20 protein-coding genes and 1 pseudogene are annotated in these 20686 nt (G+C 47.5%); 7 read left to right on the top strand and 14 right to left on the bottom strand.

The window, feature by feature from the left end:
• Positions 1 to 65 precede the first annotated feature (65 nt).
• From fadK to LY264_RS14000, 5 genes are all read right to left on the bottom strand, one after another.
• The gene (gene fadK / locus LY264_RS14020) at positions 66 to 1703 is read right to left on the bottom strand and encodes a medium-chain fatty-acid--CoA ligase (RefSeq protein WP_048226736.1); all 1638 of its coding nucleotides are present in this window, start codon (positions 1701 to 1703) and stop codon (positions 66 to 68) included.
• An 82-nt stretch (positions 1704 to 1785) separates the two neighbouring features.
• On the bottom strand, positions 1786 to 2079 hold the full coding sequence (locus LY264_RS14015) for a ferredoxin family protein (RefSeq protein WP_003832609.1): 294 nt from the start codon (positions 2077 to 2079) through the stop codon (positions 1786 to 1788).
• Positions 2076 to 3365 (bottom strand): FAD-dependent oxidoreductase, encoded by a 1290-nt coding sequence (locus LY264_RS14010; protein ID WP_048226734.1) that lies wholly within the window; start codon positions 3363 to 3365, stop codon positions 2076 to 2078. The genes LY264_RS14015 and LY264_RS14010 overlap by 4 nt, the downstream gene beginning before the upstream one ends.
• Positions 3366 to 3422: 57 nt before the next feature.
• Positions 3423 to 4358: an electron transfer flavoprotein subunit alpha gene (locus LY264_RS14005; protein WP_048226732.1), complete on the bottom strand. Its 936-nt coding sequence runs from the start codon at positions 4356 to 4358 to the stop codon at positions 3423 to 3425.
• Between the two features lie 21 nt (positions 4359 to 4379).
• Positions 4380 to 5144, bottom strand: coding sequence for an electron transfer flavoprotein (locus LY264_RS14000; RefSeq protein WP_020996442.1), 765 nt, complete (start codon positions 5142 to 5144; stop codon positions 4380 to 4382).
• A 506-nt stretch (positions 5145 to 5650) separates the two neighbouring features.
• On the opposite strand from LY264_RS14000, the gene LY264_RS13995 reads away from it, so the two are divergent.
• Positions 5651 to 6541, top strand: coding sequence for an AraC family transcriptional regulator (locus LY264_RS13995; RefSeq protein WP_032943176.1), 891 nt, complete (start codon positions 5651 to 5653; stop codon positions 6539 to 6541).
• Positions 6542 to 6595: 54 nt separating this feature from the next.
• Here LY264_RS13995 and LY264_RS13990 read toward each other — a convergent pair whose 3' ends face one another.
• The 8 genes from LY264_RS13990 to LY264_RS13955 form a co-directional block, all read right to left on the bottom strand.
• Positions 6596 to 7747, bottom strand: coding sequence for an acyl-CoA dehydrogenase (locus LY264_RS13990; protein ID WP_003832619.1), 1152 nt, complete (start codon positions 7745 to 7747; stop codon positions 6596 to 6598).
• Positions 7748 to 7760: 13 nt separating this feature from the next.
• Positions 7761 to 9356: an acyl CoA:acetate/3-ketoacid CoA transferase gene (locus LY264_RS13985; RefSeq protein WP_048226727.1), complete on the bottom strand. Its 1596-nt coding sequence runs from the start codon at positions 9354 to 9356 to the stop codon at positions 7761 to 7763.
• A 155-nt stretch (positions 9357 to 9511) separates the two neighbouring features.
• On the bottom strand, positions 9512 to 10270 hold the full coding sequence (aroD, locus tag LY264_RS13980; protein ID WP_008784597.1) for a type I 3-dehydroquinate dehydratase: 759 nt from the start codon (positions 10268 to 10270) through the stop codon (positions 9512 to 9514).
• Positions 10271 to 10306: 36 nt separating this feature from the next.
• Positions 10307 to 11173 carry a quinate/shikimate dehydrogenase gene (gene ydiB / locus LY264_RS13975; RefSeq protein WP_048226725.1) on the bottom strand — a complete coding sequence of 289 codons (867 nt, stop codon included), beginning with the start codon at positions 11171 to 11173 and terminating at the stop codon, positions 10307 to 10309.
• 21 nt (positions 11174 to 11194) lie between these two features.
• Positions 11195 to 12430 carry an MFS transporter gene (locus tag LY264_RS13970; protein WP_048226724.1) on the bottom strand — a complete coding sequence of 412 codons (1236 nt, stop codon included), beginning with the start codon at positions 12428 to 12430 and terminating at the stop codon, positions 11195 to 11197.
• 239 nt (positions 12431 to 12669) lie between these two features.
• Entirely contained in the window at positions 12670 to 13890 is a 1221-nt protein-coding gene (locus LY264_RS13965; RefSeq protein ID WP_071692178.1) for an MFS transporter, read from the bottom strand.
• A gap of 48 nt (positions 13891 to 13938) precedes the next feature.
• Positions 13939 to 14295: a YdiL family protein gene (locus tag LY264_RS13960; RefSeq protein WP_048226721.1), complete on the bottom strand. Its 357-nt coding sequence runs from the start codon at positions 14293 to 14295 to the stop codon at positions 13939 to 13941.
• A gap of 1467 nt (positions 14296 to 15762) precedes the next feature.
• Entirely contained in the window at positions 15763 to 16794 is a 1032-nt protein-coding gene (locus tag LY264_RS13955) for an IS630-like element ISEc33 family transposase (protein WP_001395480.1), read from the bottom strand.
• Positions 16795 to 16932: 138 nt separating this feature from the next.
• On the opposite strand from LY264_RS13955, the gene LY264_RS13950 reads away from it, so the two are divergent.
• From LY264_RS13950 to LY264_RS13925, 6 genes are all read left to right on the top strand, one after another.
• Positions 16933 to 17445: a hypothetical protein gene (locus LY264_RS13950; protein ID WP_249457340.1), complete on the top strand. Its 513-nt coding sequence runs from the start codon at positions 16933 to 16935 to the stop codon at positions 17443 to 17445.
• A gap of 45 nt (positions 17446 to 17490) precedes the next feature.
• Positions 17491 to 17820, top strand: coding sequence for a hypothetical protein (locus LY264_RS13945; RefSeq protein ID WP_048226719.1), 330 nt, complete (start codon positions 17491 to 17493; stop codon positions 17818 to 17820).
• Between the two features lie 6 nt (positions 17821 to 17826).
• Entirely contained in the window at positions 17827 to 18240 is a 414-nt protein-coding gene (locus LY264_RS13940; protein ID WP_032943187.1) for a hypothetical protein, read from the top strand.
• Entirely contained in the window at positions 18237 to 18428 is a 192-nt protein-coding gene (locus tag LY264_RS13935; RefSeq protein ID WP_048226717.1) for a putative periplasmic lipoprotein, read from the top strand. The genes LY264_RS13940 and LY264_RS13935 overlap by 4 nt, the downstream gene beginning before the upstream one ends.
• 124 nt (positions 18429 to 18552) lie before the next feature.
• On the top strand, positions 18553 to 18957 hold the full coding sequence (locus LY264_RS13930) for a hypothetical protein (RefSeq protein ID WP_048226716.1): 405 nt from the start codon (positions 18553 to 18555) through the stop codon (positions 18955 to 18957).
• A 144-nt stretch (positions 18958 to 19101) separates the two neighbouring features.
• On the top strand, positions 19102 to 19494 hold the full coding sequence (locus tag LY264_RS13925) for a hypothetical protein (protein WP_048226715.1): 393 nt from the start codon (positions 19102 to 19104) through the stop codon (positions 19492 to 19494).
• Between the two features lie 46 nt (positions 19495 to 19540).
• Here LY264_RS13925 and LY264_RS13920 read toward each other — a convergent pair.
• A pseudogene (locus LY264_RS13920) lies at positions 19541 to 20642 on the bottom strand (IS3 family transposase).
• Between the last annotated feature and the right edge of the window lie 44 nt (positions 20643 to 20686).

Here is a 20686-nt window from a genome sequence, read left to right as displayed (position 1 = left end):
TCATGCCTTATCCGGCCTATTCAACGTAGGCCGGATAAGATGCGTTAGCATCGCCATCCGGCGCTTTATCCTGTAATACTCTCCACGCTCAAACGCTGAATAATATCCTGACGAAGCTGGTATTTTTGTACTTTACCGGACGCCGTGCGCGGTAATTTCTCCACGATCACAATGTGCTCAGGGTATTTGTACTTTGCCACTCGCTTGCGGCTAAAAAAGGCCACCACTGATTCCAGCGACAACGAATGATGTGGAGGTTTTAGGACCACGTAAGCACACGACCTTTCACCTAAACGTTCATCCGGCATCGCGACAACACAGGCATCGTGAATGCGAGGATGCTGCAATAAAATATCCTCAACTTCGCGGCTGCTGATGTTTTCTCCACCGCGGACAATGATATCTTTTTTCCGTCCGGTGATTTTGATGTACCCCGCATCGTCCATTCGGCATAAGTCGCCGCTGTAATACCAGCCGTCTTGATCCAGCGCGCGGGCGGTGAGTTCGGGTTCATCGAGGTAGCCCATAAACACATTGGGACCACGCGAAGCTTCTTCACCTTCTACCCCCGCGGGCAACGTATTGCGTGCTTCGTCGACCACTTTAATTTCGACGCCTGCAGCAGCATATCCGTCGGTATTCATCATGCGAGAAAGCGAATCATCGAGATTGACCAGCGCATGCGGTGAACTCTCTGTCGAGCCATAAATGCTTAATAATTTTATGCCGAGCTGCTGGCAGTCACGGGCAATCTTTTGTGGAATGGTTGTGCCCCCACATAAGAAAAAGCGTAGCGATGAGAGGTCGCGTGGCCGTTTTTCCATGCTACACAACATGTCGTAGACGAAGGGCGTTGCGCCGAGCACACAGGTACAGTGTTGTTGCTCCAGCAGTTCAAGACAGGCGATTGGGGTGAAAATGTCTAACAATACGCTGCGTGCGCCGATTAAAAACGGTGCGGTAACGCCATGCAGAAAACCGGTAGCGTGTCCCAGTGGTGCGGGCATCAAAAACACATCCTGCCAGGTGAGATTGAGGCGGGCACAATAGGCGCGCTCGCTGGCAAGGATGTTGTTGTGGGTCAGCATTACGCCTTTTGGCATTCCCTCGGTACCGGAGGTAAACAACACCGCCGCCAGTTCATCGGCGTGAACATTAATCGTCTGGGTTAAAGGCGGAGCTAAAAGCAGTTGACTGAGCGCCAGCGAGGTAGTTGCCGGAGCCAGTTTATCCACGGCAACGATCTGTTGCAGATGCGGCAACTGGTTTTGTAAGGGGAGGATCAGATCGACCGGTCGGGTTTGTTTAAACAGCGTCGGTGCGAAAAAAATCTTCGCTTTGCACTTATTCAGCACCCATACCAGCTCTGCTTCACGCCACGCTGGCAGCAGCGGTACGGAAACGGCCCCGGTTTTCAGGCAGGCCAGGTAGATAATCGTAAACTCGCACCAGCCCGGTAACTGGAAGGCAATGCGATCGCCGGGTTGAATACCGCAGGCTAAAAACCAGGTTGCCAGACTGCTGGCCGCGCTGTCGAGTGCAGCATAGGTGTATGAAGCGCCATGGTTATCAACCACGGCGATTTTATCTGGCATGGCTCTGGCAGTTTGGTTCCAGTAATCGCCAAGCGAAGCATCTCCCCATAAACCCTGTTGCCGCCAGACTTCGCGGCGTTCGGCGTTAAACGTTAGTGTGATACTCATGAAGTTATTCCCAGGATGATTTCGGCATACATCTGACCGGATGGCCGGCGTGGCCGATCCGGTGTACTACAGGCAAAATCCATTAGCCGTAGCGAAAATCAACGCCAAATGTTCCGACCGGATATTCCCATTGGTCGAGGATTGTGTCGCCGCACAGTACTCGACACGTTCCGCACTCCAGGCAACCAGCAGAATCAAAATGAATGTTTCCACTCTCGTCCTGCTTATACAGCCCGGCGGGGCAGGCTTTCAGCAGCTTGCGAAATTCATTAAGGTCTGGATGTTCGGCCAGGATGATGTGCGGGTGGCCTTCATCGACATTGAATTTATTGACGCCCAGTTTGACGTCAACGTTAACGGTATTGTCCTGATTCATAGTGCAGTTGCCCCCTTGATACCGTCTTTCAGTAAGTTCATCAGCCCGATTTGTTTTGCGTGGGACATAATCATCTTGCGAACCGGTTGATTTGGACGTCCGTCAACGGTGAACATATCGCTCATGATGTCGGCCACCATACGCGGATACTGAGTGAACAGCCGTGGGTTTTCCATTAACGCCGGGATCTTGCGAAAATGCTGTAAATCACGCATCACACAGCCCTGTTCGAGCGCGCGCTTGTAGCCCATCAGGCTGCTGGCAGAGAAATCCTGGCGTTCTTTTGCTGCAATAGCTGTTTGGGCAGCGGCTTCTGCGGAAGCGATGGCCAAATCCATACCTCGCACCGTGAAACCCAGGTTCAAACAGAAACCGGCGGCATCGCCCACGATCATCACACCGTCATCGACCAACTTTGGAACCATTGCCAGACCGCCTTCCGGCACCATATGCGCGGAATATTCCAGTAGTTCTCCACCGGCAATCAATGGCCGAATAGTTGGATGTTGCTTAAAGTCTTCCAGCATTTGTGGAATGCTTTTTGTGGCATGGGCAATATCCCCCAGACCACACACCAGACCCAGAGAGATGGAGTCCTGGTTGGTATACAAAAATCCGCCTCCCATCAACCCATCAGACGGTGAGCCTGCAAACAGCCAGGCCGCGCCTTCATTACCTGAAAGATTGAAGCGATCTGCAATGACCGCTGGAGGTAAGCCGATCAGCTCTTTTACGCCAACGGCATAGTGATGTGCAGAAGAGGGCGGAACCATCCCCAGGGACCGCCCCAGCATAGAGTTGACGCCATCGGCAAGGATGACAATATTGGCTTCCAGGATATCGTCACCGGCCTGGACTCCGGTGACCTTATTACCTTCGCGGATTAGGGCATCGACGCGCACGCCGGGGATGAACTGCACGCCAGCTTGTTCCGCCTTATCCATTAGCCATGGGTCAAGTCTGTTGCGCAAAACGGTATACGAATCCTGCGTTGGTGCGTCAGCTTTTTCACGATGGAAATCGAGAGTGACGGCGCTTTCTTCGGTCAGAAAAGAGATTTTTTCGCGGGTGACTTTACGCTCGAGCGGCGCTTCCTGCGCGAACCCCGGCATGATGCGCTCAAGACTATGTGCATAGAGTCTTCCGCCGGTCATATTTTTACTACCTGCACTGTTTCCGCGCTCGATGACCAGTACGTCCAGTCCGGCCTGAGCCATCACGTAGCCTGCAACCGTACCCGCCACGCCAGCACCGACCACAATGGCATCAAATTTTTCATCTGACATGCTTTATGCTCCCTTCCCGCTGCGAGGGCAGCGGGATATGTGCGTTAAATGTGGGGGTTAGCGGCTGAGATGCTCGATAAGAGCCGGAACGACTTTGTAGATGTCGCCGACCAGTCCGTAATCGGCGTAATTGAAAATAGGGGCTTTCTTATCTTTGTTGATGGCGACAATGACTTTCGCGCCGTTGCCGCCGACCATATGCTGAATTTGTCCTGAAATGCCGAGGGTGAGGTAAAGGTCCGATTTCAGTAACACGCCAGAAACGCCGATGTAGCGTTCGCGTTCCATCCAGTTTTCGCCTTCGGCAATCGGTCGTGAACAACCCACTTCTGCACCCAGTACAGATGCCAACTGGCGCACCATCTCCAGATCGTTTTGCGCAACCAGGCCGCGGCCCACACCCACCACACGTTTGGCTTTGCTGAGATCCACGCTGCTCACGGATTTGGCGCGACGTTCCTGGCACATAATTTCATGGTGCGGTGCGATGTAAGGTGCAGAGACTACAGGGCAGGTATGTGAAGCATTAGCCTCTACCGGTTCAAGTACGCTTGGGGCAAGGGTGATAATTGCCTGAGTTGTTTTGATTTTTTCTTTGCCGAATGCCAGGCCACCGTACATACGGTGTTCTGCGAACAGTGAGCCATCATCAAGTGTTACCGACGTGGCGTCATTTACCATCGCTGCATTGAGCTGAATACTTAACCGCGCACCAAGGGATTTAGCGCGTTTAGTAGCTGGCATCAGCAATAGCCCGGTATGTTCTTGTATCAGGGCGGTGATGGTCTCGGCAAAATTTTCAACACGCTGTAAACCAGAGGTTGCTTCAAGCACGACTATCTCATCGGCACCCAGAGGTTTAACCTGATTGACCTGTTCGTTGCCTTGTACAATAAGGTGCACCTGTTCACCCCACAGGCGTGCGCCGGCCATTAATTCTGCATAGCGTTCTACGTTATCGCTGAACACCCATACGTTAGCTAATTTACTCATGATAATTTCTCTCCGTTGGGCTTAGTTCAGGGCTTTTTTCAGATGCTCAGCCAGCTCGGCGATGGCTTCTGCTGAGTCATTTTCCAGAATGATGTGCTTACGTTCTGTTTGTGGCGGAACGGTGAGGCTCACCAGTTCTGCTAACGGTGAGGCAGGTGTCCAGCCAATATCGCTGGCTTGCCACGGTGTGACCGGTTTTTTACCTGCGCCCAGAATGGCTTTCATCGAGGGAATACGCGGCGTGTTGATATCCGAGGTTACGCACAGCACGGCGGGGAGCGACAGTTCAATCACTTCAACTTCGTCTTCCAGCGTACGTTCAACCACAATGCGATCGCCGTTACGTTGGATGTTGCTGACGGCGTTAATCACTGGAAGTTGTAAGAGTTCGCCAACCAGTAAGCCAACCTGCTGGGCGTAGATGTCTCCAGACCCTTCGCCGAACAGCATCAGGTCGAATTCAATGTTTTTGGCCGCGCAGGCCAGCGCCTGAGCCGTGTCTCGCGGTAATGAATGCTCCAGTTGGGGATCCTGCACCATAAACAAACTGTCCGGCCCGCGGGACAGTACGTCTTTACGCACTTTGGAGTTTTGCAGTAGCGAGCCGCCAACCGTTAAGGCGACAATTTCATCACCTTCCGCACTAAGTTGCGTCGCGGCCTCTATTGCATTCAAATCAAACTGACTGATTTTGGCATCGGCCCGGTCAAAGTTAAGCGAACGTTCTGGGGTAACAACAATGTCCTGTTCTTCAGGCACCAACTTAAAGCAGGTTATTAGTTTCATGGCATCTCCAGTGATTCTCGTGTGGATGATGACGGGGAGTGACATCATCAACAGTAGGGAAAATTGACTGAAAATAGTGTGCGGCAGAGGGGGACCGTTTTCGACGGGGCAATCTGTTTTCATTCCCAACAATCTTGCAAAAAAAAGGACTTTAGGAATGCTGAATTTATGAACGTAAAGACGACGTCGGGTGTTAAAGTGATAAATATGGAAATAAAATCGAGACGTTTTTTTGAGAAATGGATCATATTTTTATCCGTTTCTGCACGCACTTTGTTTCTGGTGTGTAAATTATTATTGCTGACTTAATAACATTTATACTTTCCTGTTATTTTAAAATAAAAAAAATTTGCGCGAGCAGCGTGCTAAAGTTGGAGGTGTCATCTTGCAGACGACGCAAATAATTTTGTTTCGCCTGGATAGAATAACGTTGTATAACATCATCATCGTTTTTACTTTTCAATATTAACTATCCGCAAAATTACTGCCTTTCGGTGGAGGTTGTCATGTATCAACGCTGTTTTGATAATGCCATGGAGACCCTTTTTGAACAGGGAAAAACCCCGAGATTTTCGCGATTCGTCATCAGTGATGATCCAAACTGGGAGTCGGGCCATCATGTTCATGACAATGAAACAGAGCTTATCTATGTAAAAAAGGGTGTCGCGAGACTAATTATCGACTCTTCGCTGTATGTCGCACATGCGGGTGACATCGTGGTGATAGAGCAAGGGCGGTTACATGCGGTTGCTTCCGATAGCAGCGCGCCTGCAACCACTTACACCTGTGCGCTCTACGGTTTTCGTTTCAACGACTGGCAGGAGAACCAACTCTTGCAGATGCACTCGTGTCCGGTTATTAGCGTTAGCCAGGGCAAAGAGGTTATTAAAAGTATCTTTAATGAACTGAGTGTTATGATCCCGCAGAGCAAGAATAACCTGACGTCTTCCGCTTATGACGCCTTTGCTTATGCATTAACCGTTTTATATTACGAAAACTTTAAAAATGCTTATCGTTCTGAGCAGGGATATATTAAAAAAGATATCTTAATTAAAGATGTGTTGGTTTATTTAAATAACAACTTCCGAGAGAAAATTACGCTGGAACAGTTGTCTAAGAAATTTCGAGCCAGCGTGAGCTATATCTGTCACGAGTTTACTAAGGAATATCGTATTTCGCCGATTAATTATGTGATTCAGCGGCGAATGACAGAGGCAAAATTTGCCCTGACGAATACGGAGTCCTCGTTGGCAGAAATTTCATGGCGGGTAGGGTATGAAAATGTCGATCACTTTGCCAAACTCTTTCAGCGGCATGTGGGTTGTACTCCCAGCGATTATCGTAAGCAGTTTAAAAATAACCTTGTAGAACAAGAATGTTTGATGCCAGAAATATGATTCACCTGGCACGTGCCGGATAACGCATTTGCGCTATCCGGCAAGCATTACTGCTTACTTATTCTGATAATCTTTCAGGATTTGGCGACCCGCGACGTAAATCATGATTTCATCTGTACCACCGCCAATGCGTTCACAGCGGACATCACGCCAGAAGCGGGAAACGCGTGCTTCGTCGGTGTAACCCAGTCCACCCATAATCTGAATGGCGTCATCAATCACTTCCATTGCAGTACGTGCACAATACAGTTTTGCCAGCGCTGCACTGGTGCGCAGAGACTGTTCCTGATCGGCCTGCCAGGCGACTTTTAACACCATATTGCGCATGTTATCGATTTTAATCGCCATCAGCGCCAGTTTTTCCTGGATCATCTGATTGTGACCAATTGGCTTACCGAATGCGATGCGCTGGTTGGCGTAACGGGCGGCATCTTCGAAGGCGCATTCAGCAAAACCGGTACTGCGAGCAGCGTTGATCAAACGTTCCATTTCGAAGTTGTACATGACGTTGAGGAAACCCATGCCTTCCTCTCCGACCATATCGCTTTCGTCCACTTCGACGTCATCAAGATAGACTTCGCAGGTGCTGAGCATATGCCAGCCGATTTTATGCAGCGGATTAACCTTAATGCCGGGTTTCTTCGAATCGACCCACCACAGCGTAAAAGCTTTTTTCGGATCTTTTGGCTCCGGATCGCGGGCCAGTACCAGCATATATGGATACTCTTTCGCGCCGGTGATAAAGGTTTTTTGCCCGTTGAGATAGACCTTACCATTTTTGCGAGTGTAGCTGGTGGTCGCGCTGTTGTTGTCGGAGCCAGCTCCCGGTTCGGTTAATGCCAGCGCATACGCTGGATCGCCCGTTTCCATGGTGCTTTCTGCGGTCTTACGCAGCTGTTCGGCGGATCCAAAACGACGCATACTGTGAATGCACTGACCGTTAGTGATCAAAAAAGCGGGTGCGCCGCATTTTGAAACTTCCATCAGTGCCAGCATCTGTGTGACGTAATCCGCCGGGATGCCACCAAACTCTTCCGGAACGCCCAGCATCGAAATACCGTTGTCCGCCAGGGCACGCATAAACTCTTTTGGGTAGGTCGCCGTCTGATCGCAGGTACGGAAATATTCTTCCGGGAAATTGCTGGTAATCAGTTCTCGAATACTGGCAAGTAGCAGTTCTTGTTCTTCAGTTAAAGAAAAGTCCATCATGGTACTCCTTTTAATTGGCGGCGTCGGGTAACACAAAACCCATCGAGGCATCGATAAATAATCTTTCGTCCATCAGCTTCAGATTTGGCGAAATGATTGGCGTGAAATCCATCTTGTCCAGGATGTCTTCCTGTAAAGAGACTCCCGGTGCAATTTCGATTAAATGAAGACCATCTACTTTTAACGTAAATACAGCGCGCTCAGTGATGTAACGCACATCAAGTCCACGTTCGAGAGCAATTTTTCCGCTGAAAGTCACTTCAGGTAATTCGTTGACGAATTTTTTCACCCGACCTTCCTGCACGATATTTAACTTGCCATCGGCAACTTCCGTTTTCAGACTTCCGGCAGTTAACGTGCCGCAGAAAATAATTTTTTTGGAGGTGGCGCTAATATCGATAAAACCGCCGGTACCCATGATCTTGCCATTGAATTTGTGTACGCCAACGTTGCCGTGGCGATCGACTTCGGCAAAACTTAAATAGCACACGTCCAATCCACCACCGTGATAGAAGTCAAACTGGGAAGTCATATCCAGAATGGCGCGGGTGTTGACGTTGGCGCCGAAAGCAATACCTTGAGAGGTGATGCCGCCAATCGGACCCGTTTCGACTGTCAGAATAAAATCATCAGCACAGCCTTCTTCGCGAGCGACGAGGCCAATGCCATCGGCAATGCCTACGCCAACGTTGCCGACCGCACCTTTGCGCATTTCAAACAGGGCGCGTCTGGCCACCAGTTTACGCTGATTGAGCGGCAGGGCAGTCTGTTGGCTGTCATCGAGAACAAAATCGCCAGAGATAAAGCGGTTAACCGGCGCGCCACCATACAGTTGCGTTTGGTCGGGGTCGATGACCACAATATCGACCAGATAGCCGGGAATACGTACCGATTTCGGATGCAACGTGGCTTTCTTCACCATCTTTTGCACCTGCATCATAACGATGCCACCGTTATTGTGTACGGCCTGGGCAATCACCAGTGCATCAAGATACATCACTTCATCTTCAAAGGTGGCGTAGCCTTCACTGTCGCAAGTGGTGGCGCGAATAAAGGCGATGTTTGGCGCAATGGCTTTGTAATACAGGTACTCTTTGTTATCAATTTCCACCAATTTGATCAGATCTTCGGTGGTCACTTCATTCAGCTTACCGCCCTGTTGGCGAGGGTCAACAAATGTACCGATGCCGATATCACTAAGGATCCCTGGCTGGTGAGCCGCCGATGCACGCAGGGTTTGGGTTAATATGCCCTGAGGATAGTTATAGGCGGAAATTTTATTTTGTTCAGCCAGATCGGAGATTCGCGGTGATTGTCCCCAGTGGCCGCATAATGCCCATTTGACTAAACCTTCCTGTGCCAGTGGACTAATTCCCCGGTCGGCACGGTCACCAAGACCTGTAGGACTAATCAACGCTAAATTTCGTGGTGACTGAGAATTTTTATATTTTTCAGCCAGTGCGTTAATTAATGTTGTTGCTTCGAGAATACCCCCGCCTGCACCTAATACACAAAGAGTTGCTTCATCAGGAATATAATTGACTGCATCTGCAGCGGATAATACGGGTACCCGACCATCTATACGATTTGGCCTTGAAAATTTCATGTGAACTCCAGATTATATGCGTGCGACTACCTGTCGCTATATTCGACAATAATATTGTGAGTTATTTAATAACGCTTAATTACCGGCCAGATATTCGTGGTTAGACGAATATCTGGGGTAGGGCATTACTGATATTTATATGGATATATCTGTAATTAAGCCTGATGCAATATTGTCAATACAGTACGCAGGTCGGTGACCGAAATTTGTCCTGGTGCGGAGGCTTTTTTTACTGCCCCAAAGGTTGCCGCTGAACCGAAAACCTCACCAGACAAACGTGAAATCACCCCTGTTTTAGCCATCGACATGGTGATTATCGGGCGATCGGCATAGCGTTCTTGCATTTCCAGCGTGGCACTAAGCAGCGTCAGAACATCCGTTTTATTTTGCGGCATCAAGGCAATCTTCGGGATATCTGCGCCCAGCTCCTGCATTTTACGCAGGCGCTGGACAATCTCTTCCGCGGCTGGTGTCTTATGAAAATCGTGATTAGACATAATCACAAAGACATTTTTCGCGTGCGCATGCTCGACGGTCGCTTTGACCAGTTCGTCACCGGTAAACAGTTCCAGATCGATCATATCCACCAGACCGCTGTCTACCGCCGCGCGGTTAAGTGCAACATAGTGCTCGACAGACAGAGCCTGTTCACCGCCTTCTTTGGCGCTACGGAAGGTGAAAAGCAGTGGTTTGTCAGCCATCACATCGCGGATGGTGCGCGCAGCTTCCAACACAGCCTCAATGGAAGAGACATCAGTGAAATGGTCTACGCGCCATTCCAGAATGTCGAAATCCGCTTTGCGATAGGCCAGTGCTTCGCTTTTTACCGTTGCGATGTCTTTACCCATCAGCGAGACAATGATCTTCGGCGCACCCTCGCCAATAACGAGGTTTTTTACGGTTACGGTTTTCATTGATTACCCTTTAACTATTGTACAAATGCTTGCCTGTCAGGCGGCAAAACCCATAACCTGTTTCACATACTCCAGTGGGAAATCTTTCCCGGTCCAGAGCTTGAACTGTTCAGCCCCTTGCCACAACAACATGCCGTAACCATCAATTGTTTTGCAACCAGCACTTTGTGCCTGCTGCAATAATTTGGTCATATACGGGTTGTAGACGCATTCGGTTACCAGCAGTTCCGGACGCAGCAGGGAAGCGTCGGTCACGAGAGATTCATTTTCCAGCGGCTTCATGCCGACTTTAGTGCCGTTGGTCAAAATATCTGCGCTGGCAAGTGCGTCAGCAAAAGCCTGGCGATCGGCGAGATCGATAACGGTGACCACGCAGTCGGTGTTTTCATTGACGCGTTTGGCAAACTCCTGCGCTTTGGCAAAAAACTCATCCTGGCGGTTAAAGAGTTTAATTTCTTTGATGCCTTCAATCGCTGCCTGTGCACCAATGGCCGTCGACGCACCGCCTGCGCCCAACAGTACCATGGTTTTACCTTTGATATCGAAACCACTTTCCTTAATTGCACGAATATGGCCCGTGCCATCGGTATTGTAACCACGCAGGTAACCATCATCATTGACGATAGTGTTAATTGCGCCGACCAGCTTGGCTGCAGGCGTTAATTCATCAACATACTCACATGCCAGCTGCTTGTTGGGCATTGAGACCCCGGTACCCCGCATCTTTAAGGCCTTCAGCCCGGCAATGGCATTAGCAAACGTTGAGTTATCAACTTCAAATGCCATGTAAGTGAATGGCAATCCCGCTTTTTCTAATGCCTTATTTTGCATTTCAGGCGACAGACTGTGTCTGATAGGGTAGGCCATCAAACCAATCAGTTCATATTTTGCAGTTACGTCCATTTAATACTCCTTCTAAACAATTTATTGAAAATAACGCTCGCCCAACCGCACATCATTTTTGGGGATATCAAATACGCGGTAGTAACGAATAAAGACGATGATGGCGGTGACAAAAGCCAACAGAGCAAATGCAAGGTCCAGCAAAATAATGTATTGCAGACCAATGTTAGAGAGGTATCCGGTGATTAATGGGATAATAAAGTTGGCTACGCCACCCATCATCATATAAATACTGGTGACTTTGGCTTTGCTCTTGGGAAAGAACTCTGACATCACCGAGACACCGAGCTGTAAAATACCGCCAGCGGCAGAGAATCCAATGAGAAATGAACCTGCGTTACATACCAGCGGAGATGGGTATAAATAAATGACGGCTGCGGTGATGGTTGCCAGTCCGGCGTTAAATACGTTTGCCCAAATAGGTCGTACCCATTTTTTCAACAGTGCGGCAAAGATAAATACGCAGACCAACGAACCCATACTGTAGTAAGAGATTGTTTTTAATGCGTCGGATTCTGCCATACCGGCAAAGGCCATCGCATATTTCGGCATCCAGACCACGATGACGTAAAAAGTCGAAAAGGCAGCAACACCAAACATGACGGATGCCACACCTTCCAGCCAGACCAACGGTTTACTGTTCATCTGTGGCAGATCTTTCGCGATGCCGGCATCCACCATCTGGCTGGGGAAACGACTTTTTAGCAGCATCAGGGTAATGACTACAAACAACGCTCCCGGGATAATGACCGCATAACCGTACCAGATATGGTTGAGCAGCATGGTGCTGACGACGATGGGGTAGATCATCTGCCCAAACGAGACCATAGCTTTCACCAGGATAACGGCTGAGCCAGAGGCTTTAGGGAAGCATTCCATTAACGCCGGGTACCCACCGGTATCCAGTGCCGAGTTTGCCACGCCAACGCAAACGGCCAGAATAAAGGCAATCATCAGATTAGGGCTGGCGGGAATACCGAAGAAGAACAGTATATAAAGAATAGCCCCTAACAGAATGATAGCCCGACGACCAAATTTATCTGAGAGCACGCCAAAGAATAAGATGCTCACTAGTCGCCCCAGACCAATGCCTGAAATTAAATAGGCAATTCCTGCATTGTCGGTGGAAAACTTTTCTGCAAGAGAGGTCATATTTTGCGCCAGTGTAATGACGCTAATGCCGTGTAGGAAATAACTTAAATAAATACAGGTTATCGCCAAAAGAAATGGCGTATTAAAGGTCTTGCTTTGAGGCATTTTCACAACTCCTTGCGGATTTTAAAATTGTTCTGTGCTCGTCGATATTGTTTAAATTGCGGCGACCTGTAATTAATATACCGGGCGGCAGCCACAGAACCTACATAGCATGGCGTTTAAGTTACCAGGTATATTGCATAACACACTGTGAAATTGAACTCTGCCAGCCGGTATTTTGTTGATGTTTTAAAACATATGCCAATTATTTTGCAGAAGGGGGGAACAATATTGCATCCACGCTATTCTACGGCTTGTACCATTTTTAGCTGATGCTTTGACGCGATGTGGCTGCGATAACCAATAAACAACGCCAACAGGAACCCAACAGCGGCTATACCAGTATCAAACCACATGATGTGAGCAATACTGGTTTCTGAGAGTTTTGCTGTTATCAATGGAATGGTGAAGGTCGCAATGCTGCCCGCGCTGTAGTAAATCCCGGTCGCTTTGCCCTTCGCATGCGGAAAGCGTGCGGCCATGAGCGTTAAACCGATTTGCACAACGCCCCCAGCGGAAGAAAAACCGATGACAAACGCAAAGATAATGACCACGTAGGGTGTCGGATGCAGACAAACCATCAACAGTGCGGCAAATGAGATAAACGTATACAGCATCAGCATCGATGTCGCGCGTTCTGCTTTTCGCGCCAGCGGGGCGGTGATCAGCACGCACAGTAGAGAGCCGCAGGTATAAATGCTTAACAGTTTGATAGATAACGTATAGGACATTCCTGCGACAAACTGTCCGTATTGCGCCAGCCACTGGCTTACCAGGTAAAATGTTGCCATTGCGATGTAGCCGTATAGGGTGTAACTGGCAAGGTCGAGCAGGGAGCAACGATGTTCAGGTTGTGCGGTTTCTCGTTCAGCAGGTTGTGCCCGGATGACGGTATGAGGCCCGGGATGTGGCGGAAACCGACAGCGAAACAAAAACACGCCGTTGAGTATCATAACGGCAGCCGCCAGCAGGAAGGACCAGCCAAACCAAAGTTCGCTCCACACCAGCAGGCTGATGATCATCGGCAGCAGGAACTGACCGCTGGAGACGAAGGCTTTTATCAAAATATTGGCTGTGCTGGGGGAACGGGGGAATGCCTCCATCAGGCTGGGATAGGTTCCGGCATCGAGAAAACTGTTTGCCATTCCTGCTAAAAAACCAAAAGCATAGGCAAGAAAAATACTGTGAGTATTGATGATGCCAATAAAGAAAATCATGTAGCAGGTCATACCAAGGATAATAAATGGTCTGCGACCGTAGCGATCGGAAAGCATCCCTGCCACTAATAAAACGCTTAAGCGGCCGATACCGAGTGAGGAAATAACAATCGAGACGCCCGCAGCATTGGTTTGCCACTGTTGTTCCAGCGAAGACATATTGAGGCTCATCAGAATGACCCCCATGCCGTGCACCAGGTAATTTAGGTACAGCCCTATCGCAGTGAAGAAATAGGTGTTTTTCATAATGTGTTACTCAGCGAAGAGGCTAAATAGGTATGGCGTTGCAATCTCTTAACACATACGCTCGAGATCGTGAGCATAGAGTTCAACGGCAGCCGACTGATAGATTTTCCAGTCGAGAAAACTATCGTGGTGATAAACCGCCTGAAAAGCGTTCAGATCGGGGAAAAAACGCATGGTGTTATTACCGATACGATTATTTATTTTGTCGATAATTGCATTAATTCTTAACTTCCTCCTTGCTTTCATTTCTGAACAAATGCGGATGATGACTTCTGGAATTTCTCTTTCACCCTTTTCCCATTGCTGCCAGGCGGCAACATTGTTATCGCGCGCGATATACCTGGCGCTTTCTTCCACCGTCATAGCAAAAATATGGCGGATCGCCTGTAGTTCTAATGCGTTCATTATTTGGTCACTTCATAAAAGACGGTGGAATAGTAATAACATTGCTGTGGATATTTCTGCTTGAAGAGAGTCACAGTATTTTGTGCAATATTATTTGTTGTACGCCGAAGGAAGAGGAGGTGTGTTGCCCGGAAAGGCTGGAGGATTGGCTGTGTGAAGGACAAAAAAAGCCCATCGTGGGAGATGGGTAACCAGAGATAACGAGGCTTACAGTGAAAATCTAGAGATCATGAGGCTTAGCTATGAACACAAAAATTGCACACTTGCAGCACTCCGTAAAGAAAGGATACTTGTGGCGTCAGCGGCACGGCAAAAACACGATAGAGATTGCCTTTCAAACGACAGAGCCTGCGAAGGCAACAGCACGTTGTGCAATGCTAACAATCCGCTTCCTTCAACTGCACCCTAAGCGTGTCTATCAATAACCCACCCAATTCCACCCTTTGTTTTTACACTCCTTAGAATCTCTTACAGAAAATCATAGCAAGAACAGGGCTTGTCGGTTCGGATGTGTAGTTTATGGTAATCTACAATCACCTATACATATCAATGTGTTAGCCTTCTCTCCGTCTTGAGATTGTATTACTGTTGTATGTTAAGCCTGTTCAGGCCTCACCATTGCCTGTGCTACATGATAATTCTGGTAGAATTGCTATATCCCTTATGTATCAAGGTCTTGGGCTCATCTTGTGTGCTTGCTGTGTGCTACCACCATCAGCTTTGTATTCTTTCTGTTCTATTGTTTCCGTGTTGGCCTTACAGGCGGCCTGAAGCTACGAGGGGGCTTAGAACTTATAGGGAGGCTTGTAAGAGTAATAAGGAGATTTATAAGACTATGAGGGAATTTATAGGGCTTTCCCGGCTGCAATTAATGGATGGTTTATAAGGATTGGCTTAGTCTGTAACACCATCTTTTCTCTTTTCAGTGCCTGCCAAAGGAAGAAATAAGGCTATAAGTGTGTGATTTGTCTGTAAATAACTACGCGATGCCCACATATCTACCGTATGCCTTGCCTGTTATCTTTCAGCTAGTTAGCAGAGCTAACACACGTCTACAGGCTGCTTCTCTATCGCGTAAGTGGTAATAACTACCTAGTAAAAAGAAACATTAATAAACATATTTCACACATGTTATATCCGTTATAACTTCCGTGTAATTGTATACGGTGAATTAAGAAGTGGACTCTGATTAGAAGGTGTGAAGGGATTAGTAACTTAATAAATTCTTAATGTATTTGTGCTGAATCTGTGCCTGTTGGTTTACACGAATATACATTAGGAGTTTAATTGCAGCCCATTTCATAGGCTTTAGATTTGGCCTATTTCCCATCACTATTTTGTAGTGGTGTTTGTGTTATATAGATAATAAAGGCATTCAGAATGAAGCGTTTTTTACTCACGGCTATTATTGCGGGTTTACTAGCTGGTTGTGTTAATGACATTCCTAAATAGCTGCGCCTAATACCGCTACACTTTTGCCTGACCATGTTTTCCTCCGGGGAATGGGCTGGCGGTTTCCATAAAATGGCGGACCTTTTTCAGTAACTGCCACATTGAGCGGCACTGATGATTACGGGTTATCGTGTCATGAAGTGCCTGCCATAGCCGTTCCACATGATTCACCCACGGCGAGTAAACCGGCTGGTAAATTACCCTGAACTTGGGATTTGCTTTCAACCAGCGCTGTGTTTCGCGGCTTTTATGGATAATGTAGTTATCAACGATCAGCGTGATTGTTTTCGCCCGCCGGTAAGTGGCTTTCAGGTGCTTCAGCAGAGCGATAAACAGCGCTGAACTTTTGCTGTTGCCGCCCACGTAGCTGACTTTACCCGTGCCACTGTGCAGTGCGCCGGCCAGATAGTATTTTTCGTTCTGCCCCGGCGTCACTACCCGTTTCTGCTGTCCGCGCAACTGCCAGTCCGCACCGATTTTAGGATTAAGGTGGATATCCACTTCATCTTCATAAAATACCGGATGCTCTGCGCTGCATTCATCCAGCGCTTTGTGGATTACCGCCATCTTTTCATCTTTATGTGGGTCACGGATACGCAGAGTTGGCGCGGCCCTGCGCCATACAAGCCCCGCAGATGGCAACCAGCGGCGAACGGTTCCTGCATGTAACTGGCAACCGGTTATCTCATTGATTTTTATTGCCAGTAATTCGGTGCTCCAGCGTGAACGTTGATAACCAAAATCGCCGGGAGAATGCTTTATCAGCTCACGTAACAGGGTGCAGATATGTTCAAAAGGCCAGCGTCGGGAGCGCCCTGCGGGTAAGGATTTCAGGCCTTCAATACCTGAGTGCGTAAACCAGTTAATCCAGCGACCAACGGATGAACGGGCACAACAGAGAGTTCTGGCAACATCGCTGACCCGTTCACCCCGATGAAGCATCAGCATGGCCGTGAGTCTGCGGGCATGATTTTTATCACGCGTTTTATGAATAGCTTTCTGCATCAGGCGTCGTTCGCCACGGGGTATTGGTACTATGATCGGCATCGCTCAGTCCGGTTGGTGATTTTGGTTGGTTTGGCGATTGATCAGATCGCACAATCCGGGCTGAGTTCCCTTTCAGTGATCTACTATTCCGCGCAGCTATTTAGTAAGTATGACCACTCTACTGTTAATGGTTCCAATATGACTAAAGCAGAGTTGGTAGCAAAGCTTGGTATCCCTAGCAGAACAATGAAAGTAGATGAACATATCACCACCTATCAGTGGGACAGTAATCAAGGTAGCTCATCTGTAGGCCACTCTCAGAGTAACTCTATTGGTGGTGCTTATGGTGAGTCTCAATATAACTATGGTGGTGAGGTTGATTCCGCTGCTATTGGTAGTAGTTACACTGTAGGTGATAGTACAGGTGATGTTACAACTCACGTTTGTGCATACTCAGCAGCCATTGATAACACAAGTAATAAAGTAGTATCAGCAGACTTAGTAGGCACTGTAGATAATAAGTGTCTATCACACTTTGAAAACATGCTGACGTTAGATAATGTGGCTGTGACTAAACATAACGATATGGAATCACATGATGCTAACGTCCGAGATTACGCCCCTTGGTGGGTGTTAATGCCATTAGGTGGTTTGTTCGTTGCTATTCATAACCATCATGCTGTAGCAAAAGAACTTGAACCAGTACGATAATAATATAGAGCCTCTTTGATAGAGGCTTTCTTTTAAGGTGATTGTATGCTTAGTGCTAAAATTCAATACTACAGTAAGGAATCTATTAACCTCATCCAGATGAAGAGGGATGATGCTTATATTGTGACAATGGCTAAGAAAGTGTATTACTTTGCTTACTATGCAAAGTTGAGGGCTGTTAAGCAAGCTATCAGAGGCGCTAACCAAAAGAACATTAAAAGCCTTAATAAGATATATAAAGATTTGTTATTTGACCTCAGGCAAGCTGAAGGTTCATATGTGATGGCTGGAAAGGCATTAAAGAACTATAACCAAACTTTATATGTTTTAAAGAGACATGAAAAGTTATTGATGCAATCTGTTAGAGAAAAGTGATTAATAATGAAAAAGATTTTATTAGCTGTTATGGCTTGCTCTATATTGGCTGGCTGTCACTCAGAGAATAAAAAAGATTTTACAGGTGTCTATGTCTGCTGGACTAAAGGTGCTAAAAAAGAATCTGATATAACTCAGAAGCGAGTATTAACCATCTATGATAGTGGTGCTCATGCTCTGGATAATAACGGGGTGCATCTTTCTTTAGATTGGGCTAACGCTCGTGATGATTTAATAAATTCACCTGATAGACAGAATGTGTATTTGCAATATGAAAAAATGGTTGATTCTGTTTCGCTAGATTACAATCTGACTTTTGATAAGGGTGGTAATATAACTGCAATGGTGCAGAGCACTGATATCAGTAATTCAGCTAATAGCACTTTATATCAGATGGACTGTGAACAGGTGAGCAAATGAAAAAGGTATTAATAGCGGCTATCGCCTGTGCTCTGCTCTCAGGCTGCACCAGTGGAATAGCAGCAGCTACACCAGAGCAAGTACAGAGCCTCGTGGCAAGCGAACAGGCACACGCCAACTTAACACTTAACACCAGAGGGACGAGAGAAGATGCAGCAGGAAGCCGCACAAGCCGCTACAGCGAATGAGGAACGTAAAGCAGGGGAACGGGAACAAATAGAAGATGCCCGTAGAGCCTGTGAAGCTGTTCACCCTCTGCTAGCTAGTGATTGTGATTAAAACGCTGCTAGTGACTACCTGATGGGGGGCAATGTGAAGAAGTTGATATTAGGTGTTTTACTGTTGTCTGCTTTTGGTGCTAATGCTGCTGACCTGACATATATAACTAAAGCAGATTGTGATAATGGCTATTCCGCTATCTACTCTGAGAATATAGCTAATGAACAAGAGAAGATAGTGATAATTCATAACAATAAGGCAATAGCCCATAAAGAAGGATTTGATATTTCTTCTTCTGTAACTGAATTGGATGGTGTTAAACATCTTCAAGAAGTAATAATGATGAATAATGCAAATAATGCATCTTATGCTCTTGTTTATGAGTTTCTCTATAACGAGCCGGATAATGCGGTAGATAAAGGTGTTATTCAGACTACTTCAAATGGCGTAACGCAAGTAGTAGCTCAATGCAACATATCAACTATTTCACCAGAGTAATTTAAATTGAAAATTCTATTAGCAGTGTTATTAGTATGTCTGTCAGGTTCAGCTTTTGCTTGTCCTAAAGGTGAACACCCCCACGGCGGTTACGGTAGCCACCATAGAGGGGGGTGGTGTTCTTATGATAATGGGAACTATTAAATGTTTAACCCTGAAATAAAATATCAGCCACGGCGTTTACCCGTTGAACAAAGAATAGAAAGATGTAGAGACAGGATAAAGGTAATAGAACACGAGCTAGCAAAAGAACGCCGGTTACTATCTCTCCTATTTGAAGAGGAAAGGCTAGCTGCTTTACCACCTGAACCTGTATTAAAAAGTCAGTCTATGACGCCTAAATTCATAGGTGCTGAAAAGGATGCAATGATTCTATTAGAGGAATGCAGGGAGACAGCACAATCATTAGGGTTAGATGCTACTATCTCTGATAAGTGGAGCAAGCACTATCCTGAAGCTAAGAGACAGGGGGGTTATATGGATGTAGCATATAAGGCTAACTTTTGGTTAGAACAATTGAAAGCTACTAAACGTTGATTAACATGAACGGCTGACCCTGGCCCAAAATCAATGCAGTGCTAAATCAGAGATCTTCGTCTTTTTGCAGGCTCCGGATAAATTCAGCCGGAGTCATGTCATTTAATGATGAATGTGTCCTCTCATGATTATATTCTCTGCGCCACTTCTCGAGTTTATCCTGCGCATCTTCCAGCGACAGGAACCAGTGAATATTCAGGCATTCATCCCGCAGGCTTCCGTTAAACGATTCAATAAACGGGTTATCTGTCGGTTTTCCGGGGCGGGAGAAGTCCATCGTCACACCGTGTTCATACGCCCATTTATCCAGACTTTTCGAGATAAACTCGCTACCGTTATCTGTTTGAATACGTACCGGCAGACGATTATCCAGCACCCGCAGTGCTTCCATTACCCGGACCACATCTTCACCCTTCAATGATTTTCCGGCATGGATCGCCAGGCATTCCCGACTAAAATTATCCACTACAGTCAGCGCCCGGAAGCGCCGTCCATTAAACAGACTATCCGACACGAAATCCATACTCCAGCACTGATCGATGTACGTCAGGGACGGACGCTGCTGACGGTGTGCCACACTGATTATGCCTGCGGGGACGTTTCCTGCGCAAATTCAGGCCTTCCAGACAATAAATCCGGTGTGTTTTCTTATAGTTAATTAGCCAACCTTCTCGTTGCAGCAGAACGTGAATGCGCGGACAACCGTAGCGTATTCGTGTTTCCGCAATTTCCTTGATGCGCAGCGTTATTGCCCGATCGTCACGCCGACTCTGCCAGTGGTAGACAGTTCTGCTCTGCATCAGCAATCCGCATCCCCGACGGACGCTGATACGGTATGCCTCTCGCAGGAAATGTACCGCCTGGCGCTTCTGAGCCTGCCTCAGAACTTTTGCTTCAGTACCTCCTGCAGCATCTCCTTGTCCAGACTCAGATCAGCCACCAGTTTCTTCAGCCGCTGATTTTCATCCTCCAACTGCCGCAGACACCGCAGCTCGGTCACGCCCAGACCGGCAAATTTTTTCTTCCAGTTATAAAAAAGTGGCCTCAGAAATACCCATCTTTCTGCAGACTTCCCCGACGCGGGTGCCGGTTTCGGCCTGTTTCAGTGCAAACGCAATCTGTTCTTCGGTATAACGGGTCTTTTTCATGGCAATGCGCCTCTCAGTGAGATGGAAGAAAGACCGAAGACTTC

The sequence above is a fragment of the Citrobacter portucalensis genome (assembly GCF_023374935.1).
Taxonomy (GTDB): Bacteria; Pseudomonadota; Gammaproteobacteria; order Enterobacterales; family Enterobacteriaceae; genus Citrobacter; species Citrobacter portucalensis.
This window is presented reverse-complemented; position numbering and strand designations above follow the sequence as displayed.